Source organism: Arthrobacter sp. UC242_113, from assembly GCF_044054585.1.
Lineage (GTDB): Bacteria > Actinomycetota > Actinomycetes > Actinomycetales > Micrococcaceae > Arthrobacter.
The window spans coordinates 4,036,735-4,059,505 of record NZ_CP171968.1 but is presented as its reverse complement, the minus strand read 5'-3'; the positions used below and the strand labels follow the sequence as shown (position 1 = coordinate 4,059,505).

The 22,771-nt window shown below is 66.2% G+C and carries 17 protein-coding genes, 1 pseudogene and 2 riboswitches; of the genes and pseudogenes, 13 read left to right on the top strand and 5 right to left on the bottom strand.

What is annotated here, in order from left to right:
- Nucleotides 1-24 precede the first annotated feature (24 nt).
- The 4 genes and pseudogenes from ACHMXB_RS18460 (at nucleotide 25) to ACHMXB_RS18445 (ending at nucleotide 6,791) form a co-directional block, all read left to right on the top strand.
- Nucleotides 25-1,590, top strand: coding sequence for an FG-GAP-like repeat-containing protein (locus tag ACHMXB_RS18460; protein ID WP_395400759.1), 1,566 nt, complete (start codon nucleotides 25-27; stop codon nucleotides 1,588-1,590).
- A gap of 307 nt (nucleotides 1,591-1,897) precedes the next feature.
- Nucleotides 1,898-4,108: a multicopper oxidase family protein gene (locus ACHMXB_RS18455; protein ID WP_395400757.1), complete on the top strand. Its 2,211-nt coding sequence runs from the start codon at nucleotides 1,898-1,900 to the stop codon at nucleotides 4,106-4,108.
- Complete coding sequence (locus ACHMXB_RS18450) at nucleotides 4,105-5,286, top strand: hypothetical protein (protein WP_395400755.1); 1,182 nt, start codon at nucleotides 4,105-4,107, stop codon at nucleotides 5,284-5,286. Before ACHMXB_RS18455 ends, ACHMXB_RS18450 begins: the two co-directional genes overlap by 4 nt.
- A gap of 214 nt (nucleotides 5,287-5,500) precedes the next feature.
- A pseudogene (locus tag ACHMXB_RS18445) lies at nucleotides 5,501-6,791 on the top strand (ammonium transporter).
- Nucleotides 6,792-6,937: 146 nt separating this feature from the next.
- Here the strand turns inward: ACHMXB_RS18445 and ACHMXB_RS18440 are convergent.
- Genes ACHMXB_RS18440 through cycA form a run of 3 tightly spaced genes read right to left on the bottom strand, consistent with a single transcriptional unit; the run spans nucleotide 6,938 to nucleotide 10,249 of the window.
- Nucleotides 6,938-7,747, bottom strand: a complete 810-nt coding sequence (locus ACHMXB_RS18440) for a methylenetetrahydrofolate reductase (RefSeq protein ID WP_395400753.1) — start codon at nucleotides 7,745-7,747, stop codon at nucleotides 6,938-6,940.
- A 31-nt stretch (nucleotides 7,748-7,778) separates the two neighbouring features.
- Nucleotides 7,779-8,750, bottom strand: a complete 972-nt coding sequence (gene purU / locus ACHMXB_RS18435; protein ID WP_395405334.1) for a formyltetrahydrofolate deformylase — start codon at nucleotides 8,748-8,750, stop codon at nucleotides 7,779-7,781.
- Complete coding sequence (gene cycA / locus ACHMXB_RS18430; protein WP_395400751.1) at nucleotides 8,750-10,249, bottom strand: D-serine/D-alanine/glycine transporter; 1,500 nt, start codon at nucleotides 10,247-10,249, stop codon at nucleotides 8,750-8,752. Before cycA ends, purU begins: the two co-directional genes overlap by 1 nt.
- A 144-nt stretch (nucleotides 10,250-10,393) precedes the next feature.
- Nucleotides 10,394-10,491, bottom strand: a riboswitch (glycine riboswitch).
- Nucleotides 10,492-10,695: 204 nt separating this feature from the next.
- Nucleotides 10,696-10,796: riboswitch (glycine riboswitch) on the top strand.
- Nucleotides 10,797-10,944: 148 nt separating this feature from the next.
- On the opposite strand from cycA, the gene gcvP reads away from it, so the two are divergent.
- The 9 genes from gcvP (at nucleotide 10,945) to ACHMXB_RS18385 (ending at nucleotide 21,199) form a co-directional block, all read left to right on the top strand.
- Nucleotides 10,945-13,818: an aminomethyl-transferring glycine dehydrogenase gene (gene gcvP / locus ACHMXB_RS18425; protein ID WP_395400749.1), complete on the top strand. Its 2,874-nt coding sequence runs from the start codon at nucleotides 10,945-10,947 to the stop codon at nucleotides 13,816-13,818.
- 10 nt (nucleotides 13,819-13,828) lie between these two features.
- Nucleotides 13,829-14,962 (top strand): glycine cleavage system aminomethyltransferase GcvT, encoded by a 1,134-nt coding sequence (gene gcvT / locus ACHMXB_RS18420; RefSeq protein ID WP_395400747.1) that lies wholly within the window; start codon nucleotides 13,829-13,831, stop codon nucleotides 14,960-14,962.
- A 29-nt stretch (nucleotides 14,963-14,991) separates the two neighbouring features.
- Nucleotides 14,992-15,375, top strand: a complete 384-nt coding sequence (gene gcvH / locus ACHMXB_RS18415) for a glycine cleavage system protein GcvH (protein ID WP_307098910.1) — start codon at nucleotides 14,992-14,994, stop codon at nucleotides 15,373-15,375.
- A 158-nt stretch (nucleotides 15,376-15,533) separates the two neighbouring features.
- Entirely contained in the window at nucleotides 15,534-16,931 is a 1,398-nt protein-coding gene (locus ACHMXB_RS18410) for an L-serine ammonia-lyase (RefSeq protein ID WP_395400744.1), read from the top strand.
- A gap of 40 nt (nucleotides 16,932-16,971) precedes the next feature.
- Complete coding sequence (lipA, locus tag ACHMXB_RS18405) at nucleotides 16,972-17,991, top strand: lipoyl synthase (protein ID WP_395400742.1); 1,020 nt, start codon at nucleotides 16,972-16,974, stop codon at nucleotides 17,989-17,991.
- Nucleotides 17,992-18,035: 44 nt separating this feature from the next.
- Nucleotides 18,036-18,608: an MOSC domain-containing protein gene (locus ACHMXB_RS18400; RefSeq protein ID WP_395400740.1), complete on the top strand. Its 573-nt coding sequence runs from the start codon at nucleotides 18,036-18,038 to the stop codon at nucleotides 18,606-18,608.
- A 19-nt stretch (nucleotides 18,609-18,627) separates the two neighbouring features.
- Nucleotides 18,628-18,789 (top strand): hypothetical protein, encoded by a 162-nt coding sequence (locus ACHMXB_RS18395; RefSeq protein WP_395400738.1) that lies wholly within the window; start codon nucleotides 18,628-18,630, stop codon nucleotides 18,787-18,789.
- Nucleotides 18,790-19,240: 451 nt separating this feature from the next.
- Nucleotides 19,241-19,855 (top strand): DUF6919 domain-containing protein, encoded by a 615-nt coding sequence (locus tag ACHMXB_RS18390; protein ID WP_395400736.1) that lies wholly within the window; start codon nucleotides 19,241-19,243, stop codon nucleotides 19,853-19,855.
- 180 nt (nucleotides 19,856-20,035) lie between these two features.
- Nucleotides 20,036-21,199 carry an ABC transporter substrate-binding protein gene (locus ACHMXB_RS18385; protein WP_395400734.1) on the top strand — a complete coding sequence of 388 codons (1,164 nt, stop codon included), beginning with the start codon at nucleotides 20,036-20,038 and terminating at the stop codon, nucleotides 21,197-21,199.
- 205 nt (nucleotides 21,200-21,404) lie between these two features.
- Here ACHMXB_RS18385 and ACHMXB_RS18380 read toward each other — a convergent pair whose 3' ends face one another.
- The gene (locus tag ACHMXB_RS18380; protein WP_395400732.1) at nucleotides 21,405-21,881 is read right to left on the bottom strand and encodes a hypothetical protein; all 477 of its coding nucleotides are present in this window, start codon (nucleotides 21,879-21,881) and stop codon (nucleotides 21,405-21,407) included.
- A 157-nt stretch (nucleotides 21,882-22,038) separates the two neighbouring features.
- The gene (locus tag ACHMXB_RS18375; protein ID WP_395400730.1) at nucleotides 22,039-22,755 is read right to left on the bottom strand and encodes a GntR family transcriptional regulator; all 717 of its coding nucleotides are present in this window, start codon (nucleotides 22,753-22,755) and stop codon (nucleotides 22,039-22,041) included.
- Nucleotides 22,756-22,771 lie beyond the last annotated feature (16 nt).

Genomic DNA, 22,771 nt, shown 5'->3' with positions numbered 1-22,771 from the left:
GGGGCCGGATCTTCCGCACGGCACATGCTGACGGGCCTCCTGCTCCTGCTCGCTTTCCTCCTTGGATACCTGCCCGGCGCCGCTCCCGCGCGCGCCGTTTCACTCAACGGCCATGACATCTCCTGGCCCCAGTGCCCGACGTCGGTGGGCGGCTTTGGCCTGCCCCTCCCGCCGGCGGCGTCCCAGTTCGTGGTGATCGGCCTGACGAAAGGACTGCCCTTCACGGAGAACCCGTGCCTGGCCAGCCAGGTCGCCTGGGCGTCCAGCAACCGGAAGCCGGCCCAGGCTTACACCATGTCCGCCTTCCCCACGGCCGCCCAGCTCAGCACCTACCGGGCACAGGGACCGTGGTCGGCGGCCACCCGGGCGGGGCAGCTTTCCAACGTCGGCTACGCTGAAGCGCGGTTCGCGGTTGCAAGCCTGGCGCGCATCCGGTTCGTGCCGCGCGTGGTGTGGATCGACGTCGAACCCCGCCCGGCCCAGCCTTGGCCCACGGCGAGCGCTGCGCAGCAGCGCGATAACCGGTACATCATCGAGGGCCTCATGCGCGGGCTGCGGGATTCCGGCTATTCCTATGGCTTGTACTCGTTCGCTTCGGGCTGGGCCAGCATCACCGGCTCCTGGCGGCTCTCCGGCGTTCCGGTGTGGGCCACCGCCGGCCGGCTGGATTTCCCCGCCGAAGCCTTGAATCTTTGCCGCTCGCCCAGCTTCTCCGGCGGCCACGTGTACCTGTCGCAGTGGTACGACGACGTCCGGGACTACGATCTGACCTGCGACCCCTACGCCTTCACACCCCTGCCGGTTCCGGCCTCCACCCTGTCCCGCTCGACGGCCGACTTCAACGGGGACTGGAACACGGACATCCTTGCCCGGGTCACGGCGACGGCCGAACTGCGGCTGTACCGCGGGAACGGCCGCGGCAGTCCGCTCCCCGGCATTCGGATCGGTAACGGCTGGCGGGGCTATAGCCTCCTTGAGACCCCTGGCGACTTCAACGGTGACGGCCCGCTGGATGTCCTCGCCCGGGAGGACGCCACCGGCATCCTTTGGCTGTACCGCGGCAACGGCACCGGCGGGTTCCTTCCCCGGACCAGGATCGGCGCCGGCTGGAACGCCATCAGCGCCATCATCGGTCCGGGTGATTTCAACGGTGACCAGCGCGTGGACGTCCTTGCCCGAGAGTCCGCCACCGGCTTCCTCTGGCTGTACCGCGGCAACGGCACGGGCGGGTTCCTGCCGCGGATCCGCGTGGGCTCCGGCTGGAATACCTTCAACGCCCTGGTGGGCCCGGGCGACATGAACGGCGACGGCGCCGTCGACGTCCTGGCCCGCGAGCGCGCCACCGGCCTCCTGTGGCTCTACCGCGGCACCGGCACTGGGGGCTGGCTCCCCCGCATCCGGGTGGGTGCCGGCTGGAACGTCATGACCGCCGTCGTAAGTCCCGGTGACTTTAACGGCGACCGCAACCCGGACCTGCTGGCGCGCGACGCTGCCGGCGTCCTGTGGCTCTACCCCGGGCTTGGCACCGGTCTGTTTTCCTCCCGGGTGCGCGTCAGCGCCGGGTGGAACGGGCTCGCCCCGCTGTTCTAGCGCGGACTTCTGATTGATCGTTTAACCCAGCGTCGCCGCTTTTCCAGAGCGTTCCCTTTCTTTACTCGGCCGTAGCCTTGGAGCGGCCACCCCCTTATACCCGTCTCATTGAGGGGGTCTGCACCGCATTCGTCCAATGTTTTCCCAAGCCCCGGCCCGCACAGTAGTTGCGCGGGGCAACGACAAGCGCAGCCGGCTTCCGCAAGGCCAGGATTTCCGGTGATGAAACCGCCGGGAAAGCCCTGAGAGCTAAACATACCGGGGCCGGCAGGCCATTCTTTTTGCCCCGTTAAGGAGGCGCATACCCATGTCCGAAGAATCCACAACCACCACAAACGAAGTGTCCCGCCGCAATCTCCTGCGGCTGGGTGCGGCCGGAGGTGCCGGTGCAGCCCTCGTGGCCGCGCAGGGCTGGGCGGGCCCCCTGCTCGCGCAGAAAGGGCTCCTTTCGCCCGACGGCGCGTTCGCGGCCTCGTCCACCGCCCTCGGGGATCTGTTGTTCTACATTGAGGCCTTCCCTACTAGCCCCCTGATCCTGACACCGTTCAAGGACCAGCTGCCCGTTCCCAAGGCTCTGGCCCCCACGCCGGCCGTGGGCGACGGCTCCACCAAGGGTTACACCGAGTGGAGCGACCCGCCCGGCCCCGGCCAGGGCCAGCAGAGTTCCTTCAAGAATGAGCGGCACCAGATCTGGCCGAACACGATCGGATCCCCCGATCCTCTGGTGTACAAGATCGACCTGCTACTGCGGCAGCACGCGTTCACCACATCGCAGGTCCTGCCCATCGATGCGAACGGCCGGCCAACGATCTCCTTCGACGAGAATCGCAAGACGTACCCTGCCGGGACCAAGCGCACGCTGCCGCTGAGCACCATCTACGGCTTCAACGGGACCTTCCCCGGCCCGATGATCAACGCCGAATACGGCAAGCCCGCGCTGGTCCGGTTCGAGAACCACCTGGACGAGAACCCGCTGAACCTGGACCGCCAGGACTTCGGTTCGCCCGACTGGTCCTTCCTGACCCACCTGCACAACGGCCACACGGCGCCGGAGAGCGACGGCAACCCCCACTACACCATGGTCAGCGGCCCCAAGTACGAGGGCTACATGCCAAAGACGTTCTGCGACAACCTGTACCTCAACTGGCCCGCGGGCAACGATGACCGCGAAAAGCAGAGCTTCTTCTGGTTCCATGACCACCGGATGGACCACACCGGCTCCAATGTCTACAAGGGCATGGTGGGCCTCTACCCCATCTATGACCCCAAGAACGGCATGGACATGGGCGACGAGCGCCGGGGCCTGCGGCTTCCGGGCGTCCGGAAGGACAACCCGGACGGGTCCTTCGACGTCGACTACGACATTCCGCTGGCCTTCTACGACTGCCGGCTGGATGACGGCGTCACCATGCACAAGGACATCCACGACGTGCAGAAGGAGTTCCCGGCCGCCAAGAACCCGGCCAAGCACCCCGAGTGGTGGGGCAAGACGTTCTACAAGCACTTCCCCAACCACGGCTTCGTGGGCGACATCTTCACGGTGAACGGCACCGCCAACCCGGTGCTGGAGGTGAAGCGGCGCAAGTACCGCTTCCGCTTCCTCGACGCGTCCATCGCCCGCATCTATGAGTTCAAGCTCATGAGCTCCACCAAGGGCCCCAAGACAGCCATATCCCTCGGCTACAAGGGCGACGAACTCGAGGGCCAGTACAGGATCCCGGACGCCCAGCAGTGCATGCAGTTCACCCAGATCGCGTCCGACGGCGGTCTGCTGCCGTTCCCGATCAAGCGCGATTCCTTCGAGCTGTGGCCCGCCAAGCGCCGCGAAGTGGTGGTGGACTTCAGCCGGTACCAGGACGGTACGCCCACCACAAAGGGCGACGTCATCTACCTGACCAACGTCATGAAGATGCCCAACGGCCGGATGTGGAGCAACTCCTCCCGGTTCTCGCCGGACCCGAACTACAAGGTGCCCGTACTGAAGATCGTGATCGGAGACGACGCTCCAGACGACAGCCAGATCCCGGTGAAGATGCGCGACCTCCCGCCGCTGCCGAGCAACTGGCAGACGCTGCTGGACAACCGTCTGATCTTCGAGGTGGAACGCGGCGCCGGCGGAGGCGAAACCGAGTGGCTCATCAACGGCAAACCCTTCACCCCAAATACCGTCGCCACGAGCTTGAAGAACCGCGCGGGACGGTCGCCGTTGGCCCAGCAGAAGAAGGGCAGCTACAACCTCTGGGAAATCCGCAACGGCGGTGGCGGCTGGGTCCATCCGTTCCACCTGCATATGGAGGAGCACCGGACGGTCATGCGGAACAACAGGGACGTGACCCGCGGCGGCGACAAGGGACATCCGGACGATGTGTCACGTGAGGATCTGGTGGCCCTGGATCCCGGCGAGTCGGTAATCATCTACCGCGGCTTCAGGGACTTTGTGGGACCGTACGTGGCTCACTGCCACAACCTGGCACACGAGGACCACGCCATGATGTTTGGCTGGGAGATCACGCCATGACAGCGGCACCCGCGGGCACCGCCCACTGGAGCAGCAGCGGGACCGGCGCTTCGACGCCGGCCCGCCCCGCGGTCCCGTGGCTGACGGTCATCCCGCTGGCGGCGATGATGGCCTACGCCGACGGGTTCTGGATGGTGTCACTCCGGGGCGCCGTGGGGGCCATCGAGCGCACCCAGGAGCCTTTTGCCAGCTGGCTTCGGGAGTCAACCGTGCTGCTGCCGGCGTTTGTCCTGGCGGTCATCGCGGCCGTGACGCTGGCGATGCGGTGGTTCGGGCCGGTGCTAACCGGCAAGAAGGCCTTCCTGATTACCGCCTTGCTGGTTGCCGCAGCCGGCACAGTGGCCGGGACCGTCATACTGGCCGCCAGTGAAGCCTGGGACTACGCCCTGCAGCACGACCTCATGGGATCCTTGCACCACGCGTCGTCCGTCCAGTCCGTGGAACAGCTGGATCAGGCATCCTTCGGGCTGCAGCTGGCCGCCTTTGGCTATGGCGTCGGCCTGCTCCTACTCACTAACCTCGTGGTGACCGGGTGGACCGTGGCGATCCAGGGCGGACGGCTGGACGTCAGCCGGCGGCAGAAGGGGCGGCGGAAGGATGTCCTGCGCCCCGGCTGGACAGGGCACTGGACCCGCGGCCGGACGGGCGCTACGGACCTCAGGCAGACGCTAGCGGCGGTGGCACTGTTCGGTTCCGCCGCCATCCATCTCGCGGTCATCCCTGACCACGTCAATCACTGGGTGGTGGCCAGCGTCTTCTTCCTTGCCCTGGCACTGGCGGAGGTGGCCGGCGGGGTCCTGCTGCTGGGCCGGCCCGGCCTGAACGTCCTCGTTGCCGTCGGGGTTGCCTCCGTGGTGCCGCTGGTTTTGTGGGCGTGGTCCCGCATGTCAGGGCTCCCTTTCGGCCCCAACTCCAATGTGCCCGAGCCTGTTGGTCTCGCCGACGTGGCCACCTGTCTCCTCGAGCTCGGTACCCTGGCGATCGCCGTCGTCCTGCTCCGCGCTAGGCGCAGGGGAACCGGCGAGCCGGAGGGGCAGACGACGGCGTCCGCCCACCTCCGTGCACTGGCGGTGGTGGGGGCGATCGCCATTGGATCCCTGGGCGTGGCAGGTGCAGTTCCCGGCTGGCTGGGCGACGTGGATACCTCAGGGAACAGCAACCACAGCGTCACGCATTAGGAGCTCTTTTCCGCACAGCTGCGGCGCAAGACGCACGACGGCGGCGGGCCCGGATGGGGCCCGCCGCCGTCGCCGTGGTGCCAGGCAACGGTGGTGACAAGCAATTTACTTATCTGAAACCCACCGCAGTTTTTGGAGTCCTATGTTGTGGGGACAACGGCATTCGTCCGGTCTCAGCAATATGCCACACACCGATTTCCTGAGTGGAGTTCCCATGAACGCTGGAGATGTTGCCTGGATCCTCGCAAGTTCTGCACTGGTGTGCATGATGATTCCCGCCCTGGCCCTGTTCTACGGAGGCATGGTGGGATCGCGCCGAATTCTGAACATGATGATGATGTGCTTCGGCGGGGCCAGCCTGGTGGCCGTGCTGTGGGCGCTGTTCGGATACTCGATGGCCTTTGGCAATTCCGTGAACGGCCTGGGCCTGATCGGGGACGTCACGCAGTATGCAGGCCTCGAGCCGATGCTGACGGACAACCCCGACGCCGCCCTGCCGGCAGCGCTCTTCACGGCCTTCCAACTGTTTTTCGCGTGCGTCACCACCGCGCTGGTTGCCGGTGCGGCCGCAGGGCGGATGAAGTTTGGCGCCTGGATGGTGTTCGCCGGCGTGTGGGCCACGCTGGTCTACTTCCCCATCGCGCACTGGGTCTTCGCGTTCAACTCCGCGGACGGCTCGGTGACGGGCGGCTGGATCGCCAACGGCATCAAGGCCATCGACTTCGCTGGCGGAACGGCCGTGCACATGAACGCCGGTGCCGCCGCCCTCGCCCTGGCTCTGGTCCTGGGCCGCAGCTCCGGCTGGCCCAAGATGGAGCATTCCAAGCCCCATAGCCGCCCCCTGGTACTGGTGGGCGCGGGCCTGCTCTGGGTTGGCTGGTTCGGGTTCAATGCAGGGTCCGCGCTGACCGCCGGGCACTCGGCGTCGGTGGTGTTCCTCAACACGGCCGTGGCAGCGGCGGCGGGCCTGCTCGCCTGGGCGCTGGTGGAACGGATCCGGCACGGCGCCACCACCAGCATGGGTGCCGCGTCGGGACTGGTTTCCGCCCTCGTGGCCATCACCCCTGCCTGCGGAGCTGTCAGCCCCCTGGGCGCGGTGGCCATCGGCGCGATCGCCGGCGCCGTCTGCTCGCTGGCCATCGAATGGAAGTTCCGCCTCGGCTTCGATGACTCACTGGACGTGGTGGGCGTGCACCTCGTGGGCGGCATCATCGGCACGCTGCTGATCGGCATCTTCGCCACTGACAGCGCGCCCAACGGCGTCAGCGGCCTGCTGTACGGCGGCGGGCTGCAGCAGTTGGGCATCCAGACGCTCGCCACCGTTGCCGTGCTGGCCTACTCCTTCGGCCTGACCTGGGTGATCGCCAAGGTGGTGGACATGGCCATGGGCCTGCGCATCCACGAAGAGGACGAACTGCGCGGGCATCGACCTCGCCGCGCACTCCGAGTTCGCCTACCTAACAGACGAAGACCCCGTGAACCTGGGCTCCTCACCCCGGTCCTGAGCATGGAACCCGCCGTGCCTGGCCGCGAACGCGGACCAGCCGGCGGAGCGGGCATCACGAAAAAGCGCGAACGTCCAGTTGTGGCCCCAATTCCCGGAGGAAAAGGGGCCACAACTGTACGTTCGCGCTCTGTTCGGGGATTCGGCTCAGGAAGCCTTCGCGTCTGCTCCGTCGCTCCAGGCCATCGCCGGCTGGGTTTCGACGTTGTTGAACGTGTAGAGGTGGATGCCCGCGAGGGCAGGATCCATGGTGGCCAGTTCGGAAACCAGGGACCGGGATGAATAGCTGCCGGCATTCAGGAGCCTGCGGGCCAGGGGGCCCTTCCGGTTCAGGAACTTCAGCGACGGGCCGACCCCGATCTTGGTGGCCAGCGAGATGAGCTTGGCCCGCGGGACGGCCCCGGCCACCCCCGCCCAGACCGGAAGATCCACGCCTTCGCGGCGCAGCAGTTCCGTGTACCAGCCGATCCTGGGCGCCGAAAAGCACATCTGCGTCACCACGCTCGAGGCCAGATGCTGCTTCTCCAGCAGCGCATCTAGCATCTGCAGCTCGTTGTGCTTCGGATGGCCTTCCGGATATCCAGCGACGCCGATGCCCATGGTCCCGCCTGTCAGATCGGCAATGTCCTCCATGAGCCTGCCGCTGTTGTTGTACGGACCGGCTGCCTCCGGAGCGTCCCCTCCGATCGCGAAAACCTCCGTGATCCCGGCAGCTTCGCAGTCACGGAGCATGCCCGCGAGCTGGGCGCGGCTGCCGATGCTTCGTGCGGCCAGGTGGGGAATCACCTTGTAGCCCAGCTGGCCAAGCTGGACCGAGGCCCGCACGGTGGTCTCGACGCCGTGGTGCGGGAGGCAGGTTACCGTCAGCGTTGATCCGGCGGAAACGTGCGTCTGGACTTTGGCAACTATCCCGTCGGTGGGAATGATCTCCAGGCGCACAGGCAATGGGTTGGTCATGAGCAACTCCAGGTCTAGTTGGATGGGCTTGTCAGCGGAGGATGACCGTGCGGTTCCCGGACAGGATGATTCTTCCTTCGGCGTGCCAGCGAACAGCGTTCGTCAGGGCCTTGCACTCCGCGTCCTTGCCCACGGACACCAGATCCGCGGGCGTGTAGGTGTGGTCCACCTCGATCACCTGCTGCGCAATGATTGGCCCCTCATCAAGCTCCGAATTTACGTAGTGGGCCGTGGCGCCGACCGTCTTCACTCCACGCTCATGCGCCTGGTGGTACGGCTTGGCGCCCTTGAAGCTGGGCAGGAAGGAATGGTGGATGTTAATGGCCCTGCCGGCGAGCCTGGCGGTGGCCGAGTCGCTGAGGACCTGCATGTAGCGGGCCAGGACCACCAGTTCAACCTCATAGTTATCTACCAGTCCAAGGAGCTTGGCCTCCGCTTCGGCCTTGGTCTCCGGCGTCACGGGGATATGGTGGAACGGGACCCCGTGCCAGGCCGCGAGCCCTTCGAGGTTCGGGTGGTTGGACACCACCGCCGCGATCTCCACCGGCAGTTCGCCGTTGCGGGCGCGGACCAGCAGGTCGTTGAGGCAGTGATCGTACTTGGACACCATCACCAGGATCCGCTGCTTGCGGTCGTGGCGCTCCAGGCGCCAGTCCATGCTCCATTGACCTGCCAGCGGCGCGAAGCTGTCCCGGAGCTGTTCGACGGCGGCCGTGTCATCTTCGGTGTCCCCTGTCGGCTCACCTGTCGGGTCACCTGTCGAGGCGAAGTGGACCCTCATGAAGAAGTGCCCCGCCGTGCGGTCACCGAACTGCTTGAGGTCAACGATGTAGCACTCCTGCCTGAGCAGGAAATCCGCGACCGACTGGACGATTCCCAGGGAGTCCGGGCAGTGGAAGGTGAGCACAAACTCCCCGCCGGCAGCGGAAGCCTGGGCCCCGCGGGCCCGGCCCTCCGCCGTCGCCCGGTCCACCGCCGTCGGCCTTTCCTCTGTCCTGATCATCACTTGACGCTTTCCTTCTCCTCGAGACGCCGCTCCGCGTGCTCGCGGGCGGCGGTCTCCTCAGCCTTCAGCTCATCCTGGAAGGCCGCGTAGCGGGCCAGGTGCGCCGGCCGGCGGCGCAGAACCAGCCAGGCCACACCGAGCAGGACGAACCAGACGGGCGTGACCAGCAGCGCGGTCAGGGTGTCGGGCTGGGTGGTCAGCGTCCACAGCACGAAGGCGAAGAACGCGAAGACCACCCACACCATGGGGATGCCGCCGGGCATCTTGAACTTGGAGGCCGTGTGCAGGTGCGGGCGGCGGCGGCGGAAGGCGATGTAGCTGGCGAGGATGATCGACCAGACGAAGACGAAGCAGACGGCCGAAACGGTGGTGACCATGTCGAACGCCTTGCCGACGTCCTGGCCGGCGTACATGAGCACCACGCCGGAGAGCAGCAGCACGCACGACAGGAACAGGGCGTTGTTGGGCACCTTGCGGCGGGACAGGCTGCCGAAGGCCGCCGGCGCGTCGCCTTCCTGGGCCAGGCCGTAGACCATGCGCGAGGTGGAGTAGATGCCCGAGTTGGCCGAGGACATCGCCGAGGTCAGCACCACGAGATTGACCACCGTGGCGGCGGCCCCGAGACCGGCCAGCGAGAACATGGCGATGAACGGGCTGTGGCCGGCGGCGAACTGGGTCCAGGGCGTGACGGACATCAGAATGATGAGGGCGCCCACGTAGAAGAGCAGCACGCGCACCGGGATGGAGTTGATGGCCTTGGGAAGGTTCTTCTCCGGGTTCTTGGCCTCCGCGGCCGTGGTGCCCACCAGTTCAATGCCCACAAAAGCGAACACAGCGATCTGGAAACCGGCCACAAAACCCATGAATTCATTGGGGAAGAAGCCGCCATGGCTCCACAGGTTGCTGAAGCTTGCCTGCCCGGCGTCACTCTGGAAACCACTGAAGATCATGAACATGCCCACGATGATCAGGGCGGCGATGGCGATGATCTTGATGAGGGCGAACCAGAATTCGGTTTCACCGAACGCCTTGACCGTGGCGAGGTTCAGCACCAGCAGGATGGCAACGGTGGCCAGGCCCGGAATCCACAGCGGCAGTCCGGGCCAGAGCTCGCGGGAGTACCCGGCGATGGCGATGACGTCCGCGATCCCGGTAATCACCCAGCAGAACCAGTAGGTCCACCCGGTGAAGAACCCCGCCCAAGGCCCCAGCAGGTCGGCGGCGAAATCGCTGAAGGACTTGTAGTTCAGGTTGCTCAGCAGCAGCTCGCCCATGGCCCGCATGACGAAAAAGAGCATGAAGCCGATGATCATGTACACGAAGATCACGGACGGCCCGGCCGCGGAAATGGTCTTGCCGGAGCCCATGAACAGGCCCGTGCCAATGGCGCCGCCGATGGCGATCAGCTGGATGTGCCGGTTGCTCAGCTGCCGCTCCAGGCGGGGAGCCTCACCGGCTGGGGAACTGGGTGTCGAGGCAGGGGGATGAATCGTCATAAGGAACTCCATCGTTCGGTGGTCAATAGCCACACTGATTCGGTTCCTCCCCGCTCTGTCTTGGACCTGAGAGATTCCGCGGACATGGTCTTCCGCTTGCACCGTCGGTGAGACAGGACGCGCCTGCCTGCTTTCCAGAGTTGCCTCGCCGCGGCGGTACGTGGGCCTGAGAGTTTCCTGGGGAGGGTTTGCTCCTACGGCGCCTGCTGAACGTACCGGCAGGGCTCTCCCGCCGCAGATCGTAAGCTTTTTCAATTATGTAGAGAAAAATCTCGCGTGGTGACGGCGGGCGTCTTCCGGCGTGGGCCGGTCAGCGCAGCCCCGCTGGCCACCGGATCAGTGTGGTCTCCGTCACGAAGAAATGTCAAACGGGGACCTCCGATTTGGCCTCGACGCGAATCTCCTGTAACTTGTGAGCCGAATCACCCCACATCTTCATAGCCTTTCGAACCGTGGCGGGAGAGTCCTCCCAGTCATTCACCGGGCAGGCGCCGTAGGAGCAAATCCTCCCCAGGAATCTCTCAGGCCCCCGTACCGCCGCGGCTAGGCAACTCTGGAAAGCAGTTCGGGTAACCGGGCTCACCGACGGTGCAAGCGGAGAACCAACTCCGCGGAATCTCTCAGGTCCAATACAGAGCGGGGAGGAACCCAAACCATGCCGTGCCACACGTGGCCGGCCAAACCTGGAGTTCCTCATGACGATTCAATCTCTTCCTTCAACGTTTGCCGACCGGCATATCGGCGCCCGGCGCCAGGCCGACATCGACACCATGCTCAAGAACGTCGGCTATGACACCGTCGATGGCCTCGTGGATACCGCCGTTCCGGCGTCCATCCGCCAGGAGAACCCCCTGCGGCTCACAGCTGCCCTGAGCGAAGTTGAGGTCCTGGCCGAGCTTCGCCGCCTGGCCGCCAAGAACAAGACCGCCGTGCAGATGATCGGCCAGGGCTACTACGACACTGTCACCCCGCCCGTGATCCGGCGCAATGTCCTCGAAGCCCCCGCCTGGTACACCGCGTACACCCCGTACCAGCCTGAGATCTCGCAGGGCCGGCTGGAGGCGCTGCTGAACTTCCAGACCATGGTCCAGGACCTGACCGCACTGCCGGTCGCCAACGCCTCCCTGCTGGATGAGGCGACGGCGGTGGCCGAGGCTGTGCTGCTGATGCGCCGGGCCAACAAGAAGAACGACGGCAAGACGGTCCTGGACGCCGACTGCCTCCCCCAGACCATCGCCGTCGTGCTTGGCCGCGCCGAAGCCCTCGGCTTCGAGGTCGAGGTGGCGGACCTTTCCCAGGGACTGCCCGACGGCGACATCAACGGCATCGTCCTCCAGCAGCCCGGCGTTTCGGGCCGGGTCTGGGACCAGACCGGCGTCATCGCCGCCGCCAAGGAGCGCGGCGCGCTGGTGACCGTGGCCGCTGACCTGCTGGCCCTGACCCTGATCACGCCTCCGGGTGAGCAGGGCGCCGACATCGCCGTCGGAACCGCCCAGCGCCTCGGGGTCCCGCTGTTCTTCGGCGGCCCGCACGCGGCGTACATGGCAGTGCGCACCGGCATGGAGCGCACGCTCCCCGGCCGCATCGTCGGCGTTTCCAAGGACAACGCCGGCGCCCCCGCCTACCGCCTGGCGCTGCAGACCCGTGAGCAGCACATCCGCCGGGAGAAGGCCACGTCCAACATCTGCACCGCGCAGGCGCTGCTGGCCATCGTCTCCTCCTTCTACGCCGTCTACCACGGCCCCGACGGCCTGAAGGCAATCGCCGAGACGGTCCACAACAACGCCCGCGTCCTCGCCACCGCACTCAAGACGGCGGGCCGCGAACTGGTCAGCGACTCCTTCTTCGACACCCTCACCGTGCGCGTGCCCGGCAAGGCCCACAAGGTCATCACGGCAGCAGAGGCCCGCGGGATCAACCTGCGCCTCATCGACGCGGACACCGTTGGCGTCTCCATTGATGAGACGACGACGGCGGAGGTGCTGTCCGCGGTGGCCGTCGCCTTTGGCGCCGGTCCTGTGGGGGACGCTGCGGGCTTTGAACTGCCCGAGGCCGTGCTGCGCACGTCCGGCTACCTGCAGCACCCGGTGTTCAACACCCACCGCTCGGAAACCCAGCTGCTGCGTTACATCCGCAAGCTCTCCGACCGCGACCTGGCGCTGGACCGCACCATGATCCCGCTGGGTTCCTGCACCATGAAGCTGAACGCCACCGCCGAGATGGAAGCCATCTCCTGGCCGGAGTTCGCCTCGATCCACCCGTTCGCCCCGGACTCCCAGACCGAGGGCTGGCGCGAACTGATCGATGGCCTGGAAGCCGACCTCGCCGAGATCACCGGCTACGACCAGGTGTCCATCCAGCCGAACGCCGGTTCCCAGGGTGAGCTCGCCGGGCTGCTGGCGATCCGCGGCTACCACCTGTCCCGCGGCGATAACCAGCGCGACATCTGCCTGATCCCGGCCTCGGCGCATGGCACCAATGCCGCCTCGGCCGTGCTGGCCGGCATGAAGGTCGTCGTCGTGGCCACCGCCGCCGACGGCGCCATCGACCACGCCGACCTGTACGCCAAGATCGAGGCGCACAAGGACGTTCTCTCGGCGATCATGATCACCTACCCGTCCACCCATGGGGTGTACGACGCCGACGTCCGTGAGGTCTGCGACGCGGTGCACGCGGCCGGTGGCCAGGTCTACGTGGACGGTGCTAACCTCAACGCGCTCGTTGGCCTGGCCCAGCCGGGCAAGTTCGGCGGCGACGTGTCGCACCTGAACCTGCACAAGACCTTCTGCATCCCGCACGGCGGCGGCGGACCCGGCGTCGGACCGGTGGCGGCGAAGGCGCACCTGGCACCGTTCATGCCGGGCGATGCCAACAACGCGTCGATCGAGGGTGGCGTAGCGGGGCACGGCGTCGCCATTTCCGCCTCGCGGTTCGGCTCGGCGGGCGTGCTGCCCATCTCGTGGGCGTATGTGAAGCTCATGGGCGGCGACGGCCTGACCGAGGCCACCAAGTCCGCGCTACTGGCGGCGAACTATGTCGCGTCGCGGCTGAATGAGTTCTTCCCGGTCCTCTACACCGGTGAAGGCGGGCTGGTGGCGCACGAGTGCATCCTTGACCTGCGAGAACTCACGGCCCGGACCGGCGTCACCGCCGAGGATGTGGCCAAGCGCCTGATCGACTACGGCTTCCACGCCCCCACCCTGTCATTCCCGGTCGCGGGCACCCTGATGGTGGAGCCCACCGAGTCCGAGGACCTGGCCGAGATCGACCGGTTCATCGATGCGATGATCAGCATCCACGCCGAGATTGAACAGGTCGCCAACGGCGACTTCACCGTGGAGAACTCCCCGCTGCGCAACGCACCCCACACGGCAGCCGCCGTGGTCAGTTCCAACTGGGACCGTTCCTACCCCCGCGAGCAGGCCGCCTTCCCCGTGGCGTCTCTCAGGCAGGACAAGTACTTCCCGCACGTAGGCCGCATTGACGGCGCAGCAGGCGACCGGAACCTGGTCTGCTCCTGCCCTCCCCTCGAAGCGTTCGAGGACAACACAGCAGCCTTCGAAAACTAAGGATTCCGCAATGACCGAGAACTACACTGCCCTCTACGACCAGCACAAAAAGGCCGGCGCCTCCTTCACCGATTTCGGTGGCTGGCAGATGCCGCTCAAGTACACCTCCGAGCTTGCCGAGCACCACGCCGTGCGCAACGCGGCCGGTCTGTTCGATCTCTCCCACATGGGGGAAGTCTGGGTGACCGGCCCGGATGCTGGCGCCTTCCTGGACTATGCCCTGGCCGGCAAGCTGTCCGCGATCGCCGTCGGCAAGGCCAAGTACTCACTGATCTGCGACGCCGACGGCGGCATCATCGACGACCTGATCTCGTACCGCCGTGGCGAGGAGAAGTACCTCGTGGTTCCCAACGCGGGCAATGCAACGAAGGTGGCCAACGCCCTCGCCGAGCGTGCCGCGAAGTTCGACGTCGACGTCGAGGACGTCTCGGCAGAGACCTCGCTGATCGCCGTGCAGGGGCCCAACGCGGAGGCCATCCTGCTCCAGCTGGTCCCGGCAGAACAGCACTCCCTGGTGACCGAGCTGAAGTATTACGCGGCCGTTGAGGTGGGGATTGCCGTCGACGGCGCTGTCCACACGCTGCTGCTGGCGCGCACCGGCTACACCGGAGAAGACGGCTTCGAAATCTACGTGCCCAACGACGACGCTGCCGGGTTGTGGGAGGCGCTTCTGGACGCGGGCGCCGCGCACGGGCTGATTCCGGCGGGCCTGGCCTGCCGTGACTCGCTGCGGCTGGAGGCCGGCATGCCGCTCTACGGCAACGAGCTGTCGCTCCGCGTCAATGCCTACGCGGCGGGACTGGGCCCGGTGGTGTCGCTGGCCAAGGAAAGCGACTTCGTGGGCAGGGAGGCCCTGGCGGCGATCAAGGCAGCCGGCGTCGGTTCAACCATGGGACAGAAGCTGGTGGGCCTCAAGGGCCTGGGCCGGCGCGCCGCCCGCGGCCACTACCCGGTCCTCAAGGACGGCACGCTGGTCGGCGAGGTCACCTCCGGCCAGCCCTCCCCCACCCTCGGCTACCCGGTGGCGATGGCGTACGTCGACGTCGAGTATTCCGAAGTCGGCACGGTCCTGGACGTCGACCTGCGCGGCAAGGCCGAGCGGTTCGAAGTGGTGGCACTGCCCTTCTACAAGCGCTCCAAGTAACCAGCACCTAGATCTCGAAGGAAAATCACATGAGCAAAGTTGTTTCTGAACTGAAGTACTCGGCTGAGCACGAATGGGTTGCTGCTGACGGGGCCGGGCCTGTTGGGATAGGGATTTCCGCCGTCGCGGCGGATGCCCTGGGCGACATCGTGTACGTGGACCTGCCCGAGGTCGGCTCCACCGTCACGGCCGGAGAGACCTGCGGCGAGGTGGAATCCACCAAGTCCGTCTCCGACCTGTACGCACCGGTCACGGGTGAAGTAACCGAGATCAACGACGGCGTCGTCGCCGATCCGGCCCTGATCAACAGCGACCCCTACGGTGCCGGCTGGCTGTTCAAGGTGGCCGTCACCGAAGAAGGCCCGCTGATGTCTGCCGAAGAATACGCAACCGCAAACGGCGGCGAACTCTAGCCTCCCCCGGTTAGTCCCCCCCGGGGTTGGAGTTTTTGTCCAGATATCGCGAGTTCGAGGCCCTTTTGCGGCCATTATCTGGACAAAAACTCCATCCCTAAGCACCTCAAACCCTCCCCAGCCCGAACCGACCACAACTATCCAGTTAGGAACCGACCATGGCTGTTGGCGTTTTTGACCTCTTCTCGATCGGCATTGGCCCTTCGTCGTCGCACACCGTTGGACCCATGCGGGCTGCGGCGGTGTTTGCGGAGGAGCTGATATCCTCCGGCGTACTCGGGCAGGTGGCCTCCCTGCGGGTGGACCTGTATGGCTCGCTTGCGGCAACGGGGCACGGGCACGGAACCATGACGGCGATCCTGCTGGGCCTGGAGGGGTACCACCCGGAGCTGATCCTTCCCGATGAGGTCGAGGAACGGCTGGCGGCCATCGCGGAGACCGGGACGTTGCAGCTGGCGGGGTCGGTTCCGCTGCCGTACGGGGTCGAAGACATGGTGCTGCGGCCGCTGACTGTGCTGCCCCGGCACACCAACGGCATGACCTTTACCGTCTCGGACGCCGAGGGCGGGATCCTGCACACCGCGACGTTCTTCTCGGTGGGCGGCGGGTTCATTGTCCGCGAGGGCGAGGAGGATGCGGCGCAGCAGGAGCTGGACGAGTCCAAGAAGGAACTGCCGCTGCCGTTCCGCACCGCGGCAGAGCTGCTCGAGCACTGCCAGAACACGTCGTTGAGCATCAGCGATGTGATGCGGGTCAATGAGGAAGACAGCCGCACCGAAGACGAAATCCGCGAGGGTCTGCTGCACATCTATTCGGTGATGGAGGGTTGCGTGGAGGTCAGCCTGAAGCGCGAGGGGCTGCTGCCCGGGGGACTGAAGGTCCGCCGTCGTGCTCCTGACTGGCACGAACGCCTCCTGAAGGAAGACAAGGACCGGGACCCGAAGTACTGGCAGGAGTGGGTGAACCTGATCGCCTTGGCGGTCAATGAGGAGAACGCGTCCGGCGGGCGGGTGGTCACCGCCCCGACTAACGGGGCCGCCGGCATCATCCCCGCTGTCCTCTACTATGCGCTGCACTTCGCTCCCGGGATGGATCAGGCGACCCAGGAAGACCGCGACGACGTCGTGGTCCGTTTCCTGCTCGCCGCCGGCGCCGTCGGGGTGCTGTACAAGGAACAGGCTTCCATCTCCGGCGCGGAGGTGGGCTGCCAGGGTGAGGTGGGATCGGCGTCGTCGATGGCCGCCGCTGGGCTGGCCGAAGTCATGGGTGGAACGCCCGCGCAGGTGGAGAACGCCGCCGAAATAGCGATGGAGCACAACCTGGGCCTGACGTGCGATCCGATCGGCGGGCTGGTCCAGGTGCCGTGCATCGAACGCAACGCGATCGCGGCCGCGAAGGCCATCAACGCAGCCAAAATGGCGCTTTGGGGCGACGGCTCGCACCGGGTCTCGCTGGACGAAGTCATCGTCACCATGCGCGAGACCGGCAAGGACATGAGCTCCAAATACAAGGAAACCGCGATGGGCGGCCTCGCCGTCAACGTCGTGGCCTGCTGATTTAGCACTCCTGCAGATTTAGTACTAGGGAAAGAGAACAATGACACTGGCACCAGAAGGCCGGAAAATGCTGCGGATCGAGCAGCGCAATGCGGCCACCCCGGTGGAACGCAAACCGGACTGGATCAAGGCCAAGGTCCAGATGGGCCCGGAATTCGTCCAGCTCAAGAACCTGGTCAAGAAGGAAGGCCTGCACACCGTCTGCGAAGAGGCCGGCTGCCCCAACATCTTCGAATGCTGGGAAGACAAGGAAGCCACCTTCCTGATCGGCGGCTCCGAATGCACCCGCCGCTGCGACTTCTGCCAGATCGACACCGGCAAACCCTCCCCCGTGGACAGGTTTGAACCCACCAAGGTGGCCCGCTCCGTCCAGGCCATGCAGTTGCGCTACGCCACCGTCACCGGCGTCGCCCGGGACGACCTCGAGGACGAAGGCGTCTGGCTCTACGCCGAAACGGTCCGCAAGATCCACGAACTCAACCCCGGCACCGGCGTCGAACTCCTCATCCCGGACTTCTCCGGCAAACCCGAGCACATCGCCGCGATCTGCGACTCCAAACCCGAGGTCTTCGCGCACAACGTCGAAACCGTGCCCCGGATCTTCAAGCGCATCCGGCCAGCGTTCCGCTACGAACGCTCCCTGGACGTCATCACCCAGGGCCGGAACCTGGGCATGGTCACCAAATCCAACCTCATCCTGGGCATGGGCGAAACCCGCGAGGAAATCTCCGAGGCCCTCCGCGACCTCCACCAGGCAGGCTGCGACCTGATCACCATCACCCAGTACCTGCGCCCCTCCGAACGCCACCTCCCCGTGGACCGCTGGGTCAAGCCGCAGGAATTCGTGGACCTCCAGCACGAAGCCGAGGAGATCGGCTTCCTCGGCGTCATGTCCGGACCCCTGGTCCGCTCCTCCTACCGCGCCGGCAGGCTCTGGGCCACCGCCATGCGCAAAAAAGGCCGCGACATCCCCGCCGAACTAGCCCACATCGCCGACGGCATCCAGGACTCCGGAACCACCCGCCAGGAAGCCAGCACCCTGCTCGCGAGGCCGGCCTGAGCCCTGTCCGGACCGGAGTCCTGACCGAGGTATAGCGTTATTGCATGACGGCAACCTACCGGTACGACGTGGACGTCCTGCACCTGCTCGTTTCGCCGGCGCACGCCTACTTTGGCCGCGCCCGCGACGGCGCGGCAGACGTGCCGACGGCGGATGCCGACCGGGTGGAGATCGTGGCGGGCAAGGGCATCGTCGGGGACAGGTTCTTCGGCAAGGCCGCGCACATGGACGCCGCGGTCACGCTGTTCGCCGTCGAGGTCCTCGAGGCCATGGCTGCGGAGCTGGACGCCGGCCCCTTCGACCCGCTCCTGACCCGGCGAAACGTGATCCTCCGGGGCGCACACCTCGCTCCACTGCTGGGTCAGGACTTCGCGCTGGAATCCCAGGGCGACGTGGTGCGGTTCAAGGGCGGGCGGCCGGCCCACCCCTGCGCGTGGATGGACCGCATGCTCGCGCCCGGCGCGCATGCCGCCATGCGCGGGCGCGGGGGCATGCGCTGCCGGGCGCTTTCCGACGGCGTGCTGCACCGCGGGCCCGCGGTGCTGGTCAGCCCGGTGCTGCTTGAGCCCGAACAGACGGGCGTTCCGAGCGTGATGCGGCCGAGCCGGCTGCCGTAGCGCCACAGCTGGCGACCTCTTGATTTTGTTGGAGAGCAGCGCACTGGACGGCAAGGTGTACGTGGACATCACCAATCCGGTGGACACGTCCACCTACGAAGGCCTCAGCGTTCCCGACGGCAGCTCCGCGGCCGAAGAGCTCCAGGAATCCACCGGGGCCAAGGTGGTGAAGGCCTTTTAACACCAACTTCGCCAAAACCCTCGTCGCTGGTGACGTTGCCGGCCAGCAGTACGACGTCCTCATCGCGGGCGATGACGAGGACGCAGTGCGCGCCGTGGCTGAATTCGCCACGGCAGGCGGCCTCCGGCCGATCGTCGTCGGCCCGCAGCTCCGCGCCCGGCAGCTCGAGCAGGCCGGATTCCCTACACATACTGCTCTCAGCCAACGACCAGTTGCCGGAGTTCCAGTGGAACTCCGCGCTCAAAGGTGGTTCCGGCCAGCTAGAAACCCATCGATTGCTCCGTAACTGCCGTTTTCGGGCCGGATAAGGGCAGTTACGGAGCGATCGATTCCCGAAGCACGGTCAAAGCGCGGGGAAACCCGAAGATACACGGCGTAACCGCGATTCATACGGCGTTCGAAGGCGTCACTCGGCCTGCCCATCAGCCCCGTAGCGCGCCTAGCATCGAGTATGAGCGATCAATTCACCACCGAACGTGACAGCTACGGCAGGCTTTTGGCAGACCGCGAAGTATGGCGGCAGGCGGGTACTCTGGCCGCCGCCGGAGAGCTGACCGCGCGGTGGCTTGAGGGCACCAGCGAATACCAGCCCGGAACCCTCGCCCCGCGCTTCGATGACGAGACCCTGCCCATTGCCGGCCAGCTGGCTGAGCTCAACCGCAGCGGACTGTTCACGAAGGAATCCCAGCCCGGTCTCGGCCCCGAGGCCGGGCATGCCCAGCGCGAGTACGTCACCGGCTTCTGCTCCGCAGAGTCGGCGGCCCTGCTGCTGCAGCTGTCCGCCGAGACGGAACTCATCGCCATCGTCCATGCCCCGGGGGAGGTCAGCCAGGCCTCCGTTCCGGTCACGCTGCACGACGGCGAAGTGGTCACTGTTTTGGGAAGCAGCGAGAATCCGGTCGAATCGGAGCAGATCCAGGACTGGGCGCGTGAGAGCAACGAAACCCTCGCCCTCCTGCTGGCCGATTCCTGGTACGTCGAGCTCCTCGACCCGGTCTGGGGGCGGCAGCAGCACCTTTTGCCCGCTGTTCTGGAAACCCTGAAGTCCGCCGCCGACGAGCTGTAAGCCCCTGATTCTTGACGTTCCGCGACTCCCGGTGAAGCTATACGACCGCCCGGATGAACCATTGCGACGCCGGGTGAACGCCCGCGTCGACTGCCGTTGTGGCCGCCGGAGGCGCCTCCGTAATCTCAATCCAACGCGCAGCGCCGTCCCCTCCGCTCCATCATCCAAAAGGAAAACATCATGTCCTCTTCGAACGATTTCCCGGGCTCCACCCGGATCGCCGCGGGCCAAGCCGCAGGCCGGAAACGCCCCAGCGGGCTCAAGATCGGCATCGCCGTCGGCATCCTTGCCGTCCTGGGTGCAGGCGTCGCCGTCGCCACTACGGCGGCCAACAGCTCCGCCCCGGGTTCCGCCACCGCGGCCGCTGCCACCAGCCCCGCTGCCGAGCTGAAACTGGGCTACTTCGGGAACATCACGCACGCCACCGCGCTGGTGGGCGTCCAGAAGGGCTTCATCGCCAAGGAGCTGGGCGACACCAAACTGACGACACAGGTCTTCAACGCCGGCCCGGCCGCGATCGAGGCGCTGAACGCAGGCGCTATCGATGCCACCTACATCGGCCCGAATCCGGCCATCAATTCTTTCGTCAAGAGCAAGGGCGAGTCCGTCAGCATCATCGCCGGGGCAGCCTCCGGCGGCGCCCAGCTGGTGGTCAAGCCGGAGATCAAGACCGCCGCTGACCTCAAGGGCAAGACCCTGGCTTCCCCGCAGCTGGGCGGCACCCAGGACGTGGCGCTGCGCGCCTGGCTGGGTAAGCAGGGCTACAAGACCACTCCCGGCGGCGGCGGGGACGTGGCGATCAATCCCACCGAAAACGCGCAGACCCTGAAGCTGTTCCAAGACGGCAAGCTCGACGGCGCGTGGGTGCCTGAGCCTTGGGCCTCCCGTCTGGTGCTCCAGGCCGGAGCGAAGGTCCTGGTAGATGAGAAGGACCTGTGGGACGGGTCGCTGACCGGCAAGCCGGGCGAGTTCCCCACCACTATCCTCATCGTGAACAAGAAGTTCGCCGCAGAGCACCCGCAGACGGTGGAAGCCCTGCTCAAGGGCCACGTCGAAGCCGTGAAGTGGCTCAACGACGCCCCGGCCGCGGAGAAGGCCACGGAGGTGAACGCCGCACTGAAGGAAGCTGCCGGCAAGGCACTTCCGCAGGAGGTCATCGACCGCTCCCTGAAGAACATCGTGTTCACGGTGGACCCGCTGGCCGGAGCGTTCAAGAAGCTGCTGCAGGACGGCGTGGACGCGGGCACCACCAGGCAGGCCGATATCAACGGCATCTTCGACCTGACCAAGCTGAACGAAGTCACCGGCGAGAAGACCTCTGCCGCAGGGCTGGGCAAGGAGTAAACCGGCAAGGCAGACAACCCGGTAATACACAAAGGATCCGGCGGGAGTTCATTTCCCGCCGGATCCTTTTGTTTCAAGTCGTAGCCCGCAGACAGCGCCAACTGGCAGGTAATGCCCGCAAATCCCGGATTTGCGGGCATTACCTGCCAGTTCGCGCTTAGGGGTGGCTGGCGACGGCGTCGGTCCCCCTTACAGCACCGCCCCTTTAGAGCACAGCCGAATAGTCCGCCGAATACTCAGGTGAGGAGTACTCCGGCACCGCCGAATACTCGGGCACGGCGTCAGGGTCTTCCGCGTCTTTCAGGGCGTAATGGAAGACCATACCGGCGGGGCTCTCCTGGCTACCGACATATTCGGCGGCAACCCATTCCCCGCCGGCCACGGCCCCAGCCCAGGCATGGGCCTCCTCCCAGTGGACGGCGGAGGCCACCCGGCCGGGCTGCACGCTCAGGGACACGGCAACCCGCACCGAAGGCGCGCCTGAGGACCGGGGGCAGGTGAAGCCGACGATGTCAACGGAAACTCCCGGGGTGGCAAGGCACGGCCGGCGGGCCATGGTGGTGGCCGCCGCGTCCAAGCCGGAACCGATGTCCTGCCGTGCCAATGCGTGCATCTGGCCGCGGAAGATGCTCAGTTCCGCGCTGCACTGCGTCCTGATCCTGTGAACCAAAGCTGTGATCATGTCCCCCTCGATCCAGGGAGGGCGTTGCGCCGCCCCGTCGCTGATTATGGACATACACAACCACCGGGTAACTTGCTTCACAACGCCCGGCGACACCCGCCGTCGTGCAACGCAACAGTGCTTCACTTTCCGCAGTTGGGCGTAACAAATGCCCAGTTCAGACGTGCATCCGCGCCACGAAGCGGAACCTGTCCCCCCGGAACACCGACTCGGTCCACTCCACGGGCTGCCCGTCCGGGGTGAACCCAAGCCGGTGGACCAACAGCATGGGGGCGCCCATTTCGACGTCGAGAAGCTGCACCTCGGCCGGCCCGGCCAGTTTCGTCTCGACGGTATCCTCCACCTCGGCGATCCGGATTCCGTAGTCCTCGCGCAGGGCAGCGTACAGGGAGCCGCGCTCCGCCACGGTCCTCGCCAGGTCCGGCAGCGGCCCCGCAAGGAACGCAACCTCATGCGCCAGCGGCTCGCCGTCAACCAGCCTGATGCGCTCCACCCGGTGAATGTCCGTTCCCGGATCCACCGCCAGGCGTCGTGCCGTGGCCGGGTCGGCCGGGAGCACGCTCACGTCCACGATCCGGGCCGCAGCCGTGAGGCCCTGGCTCGCGGCGTCGTCGGTAAAGGACGTGAGCTGGCGGACGTGTGTCACCTTCGGCGGTGCCACGTAGGTTCCCCGCCCCTGTGTCCGGTCCAGGCGGCCCTCTGCCACCAGCTCGCCGATGGCCTGCCGGACGGTTGTCCGGGATGTGCCGTACTGCTCAGCGAGCGCGCGTTCGGTGGGGATCAGCGTTCCGGGCGCAGCGTCCTCGATGAGGGTGAGGATCTGCTCCTTGAGTACGTAGTACTTAGGCAGGGCAGCGGCCGCGGAGGATTCCATGAATCTGATGGTACCT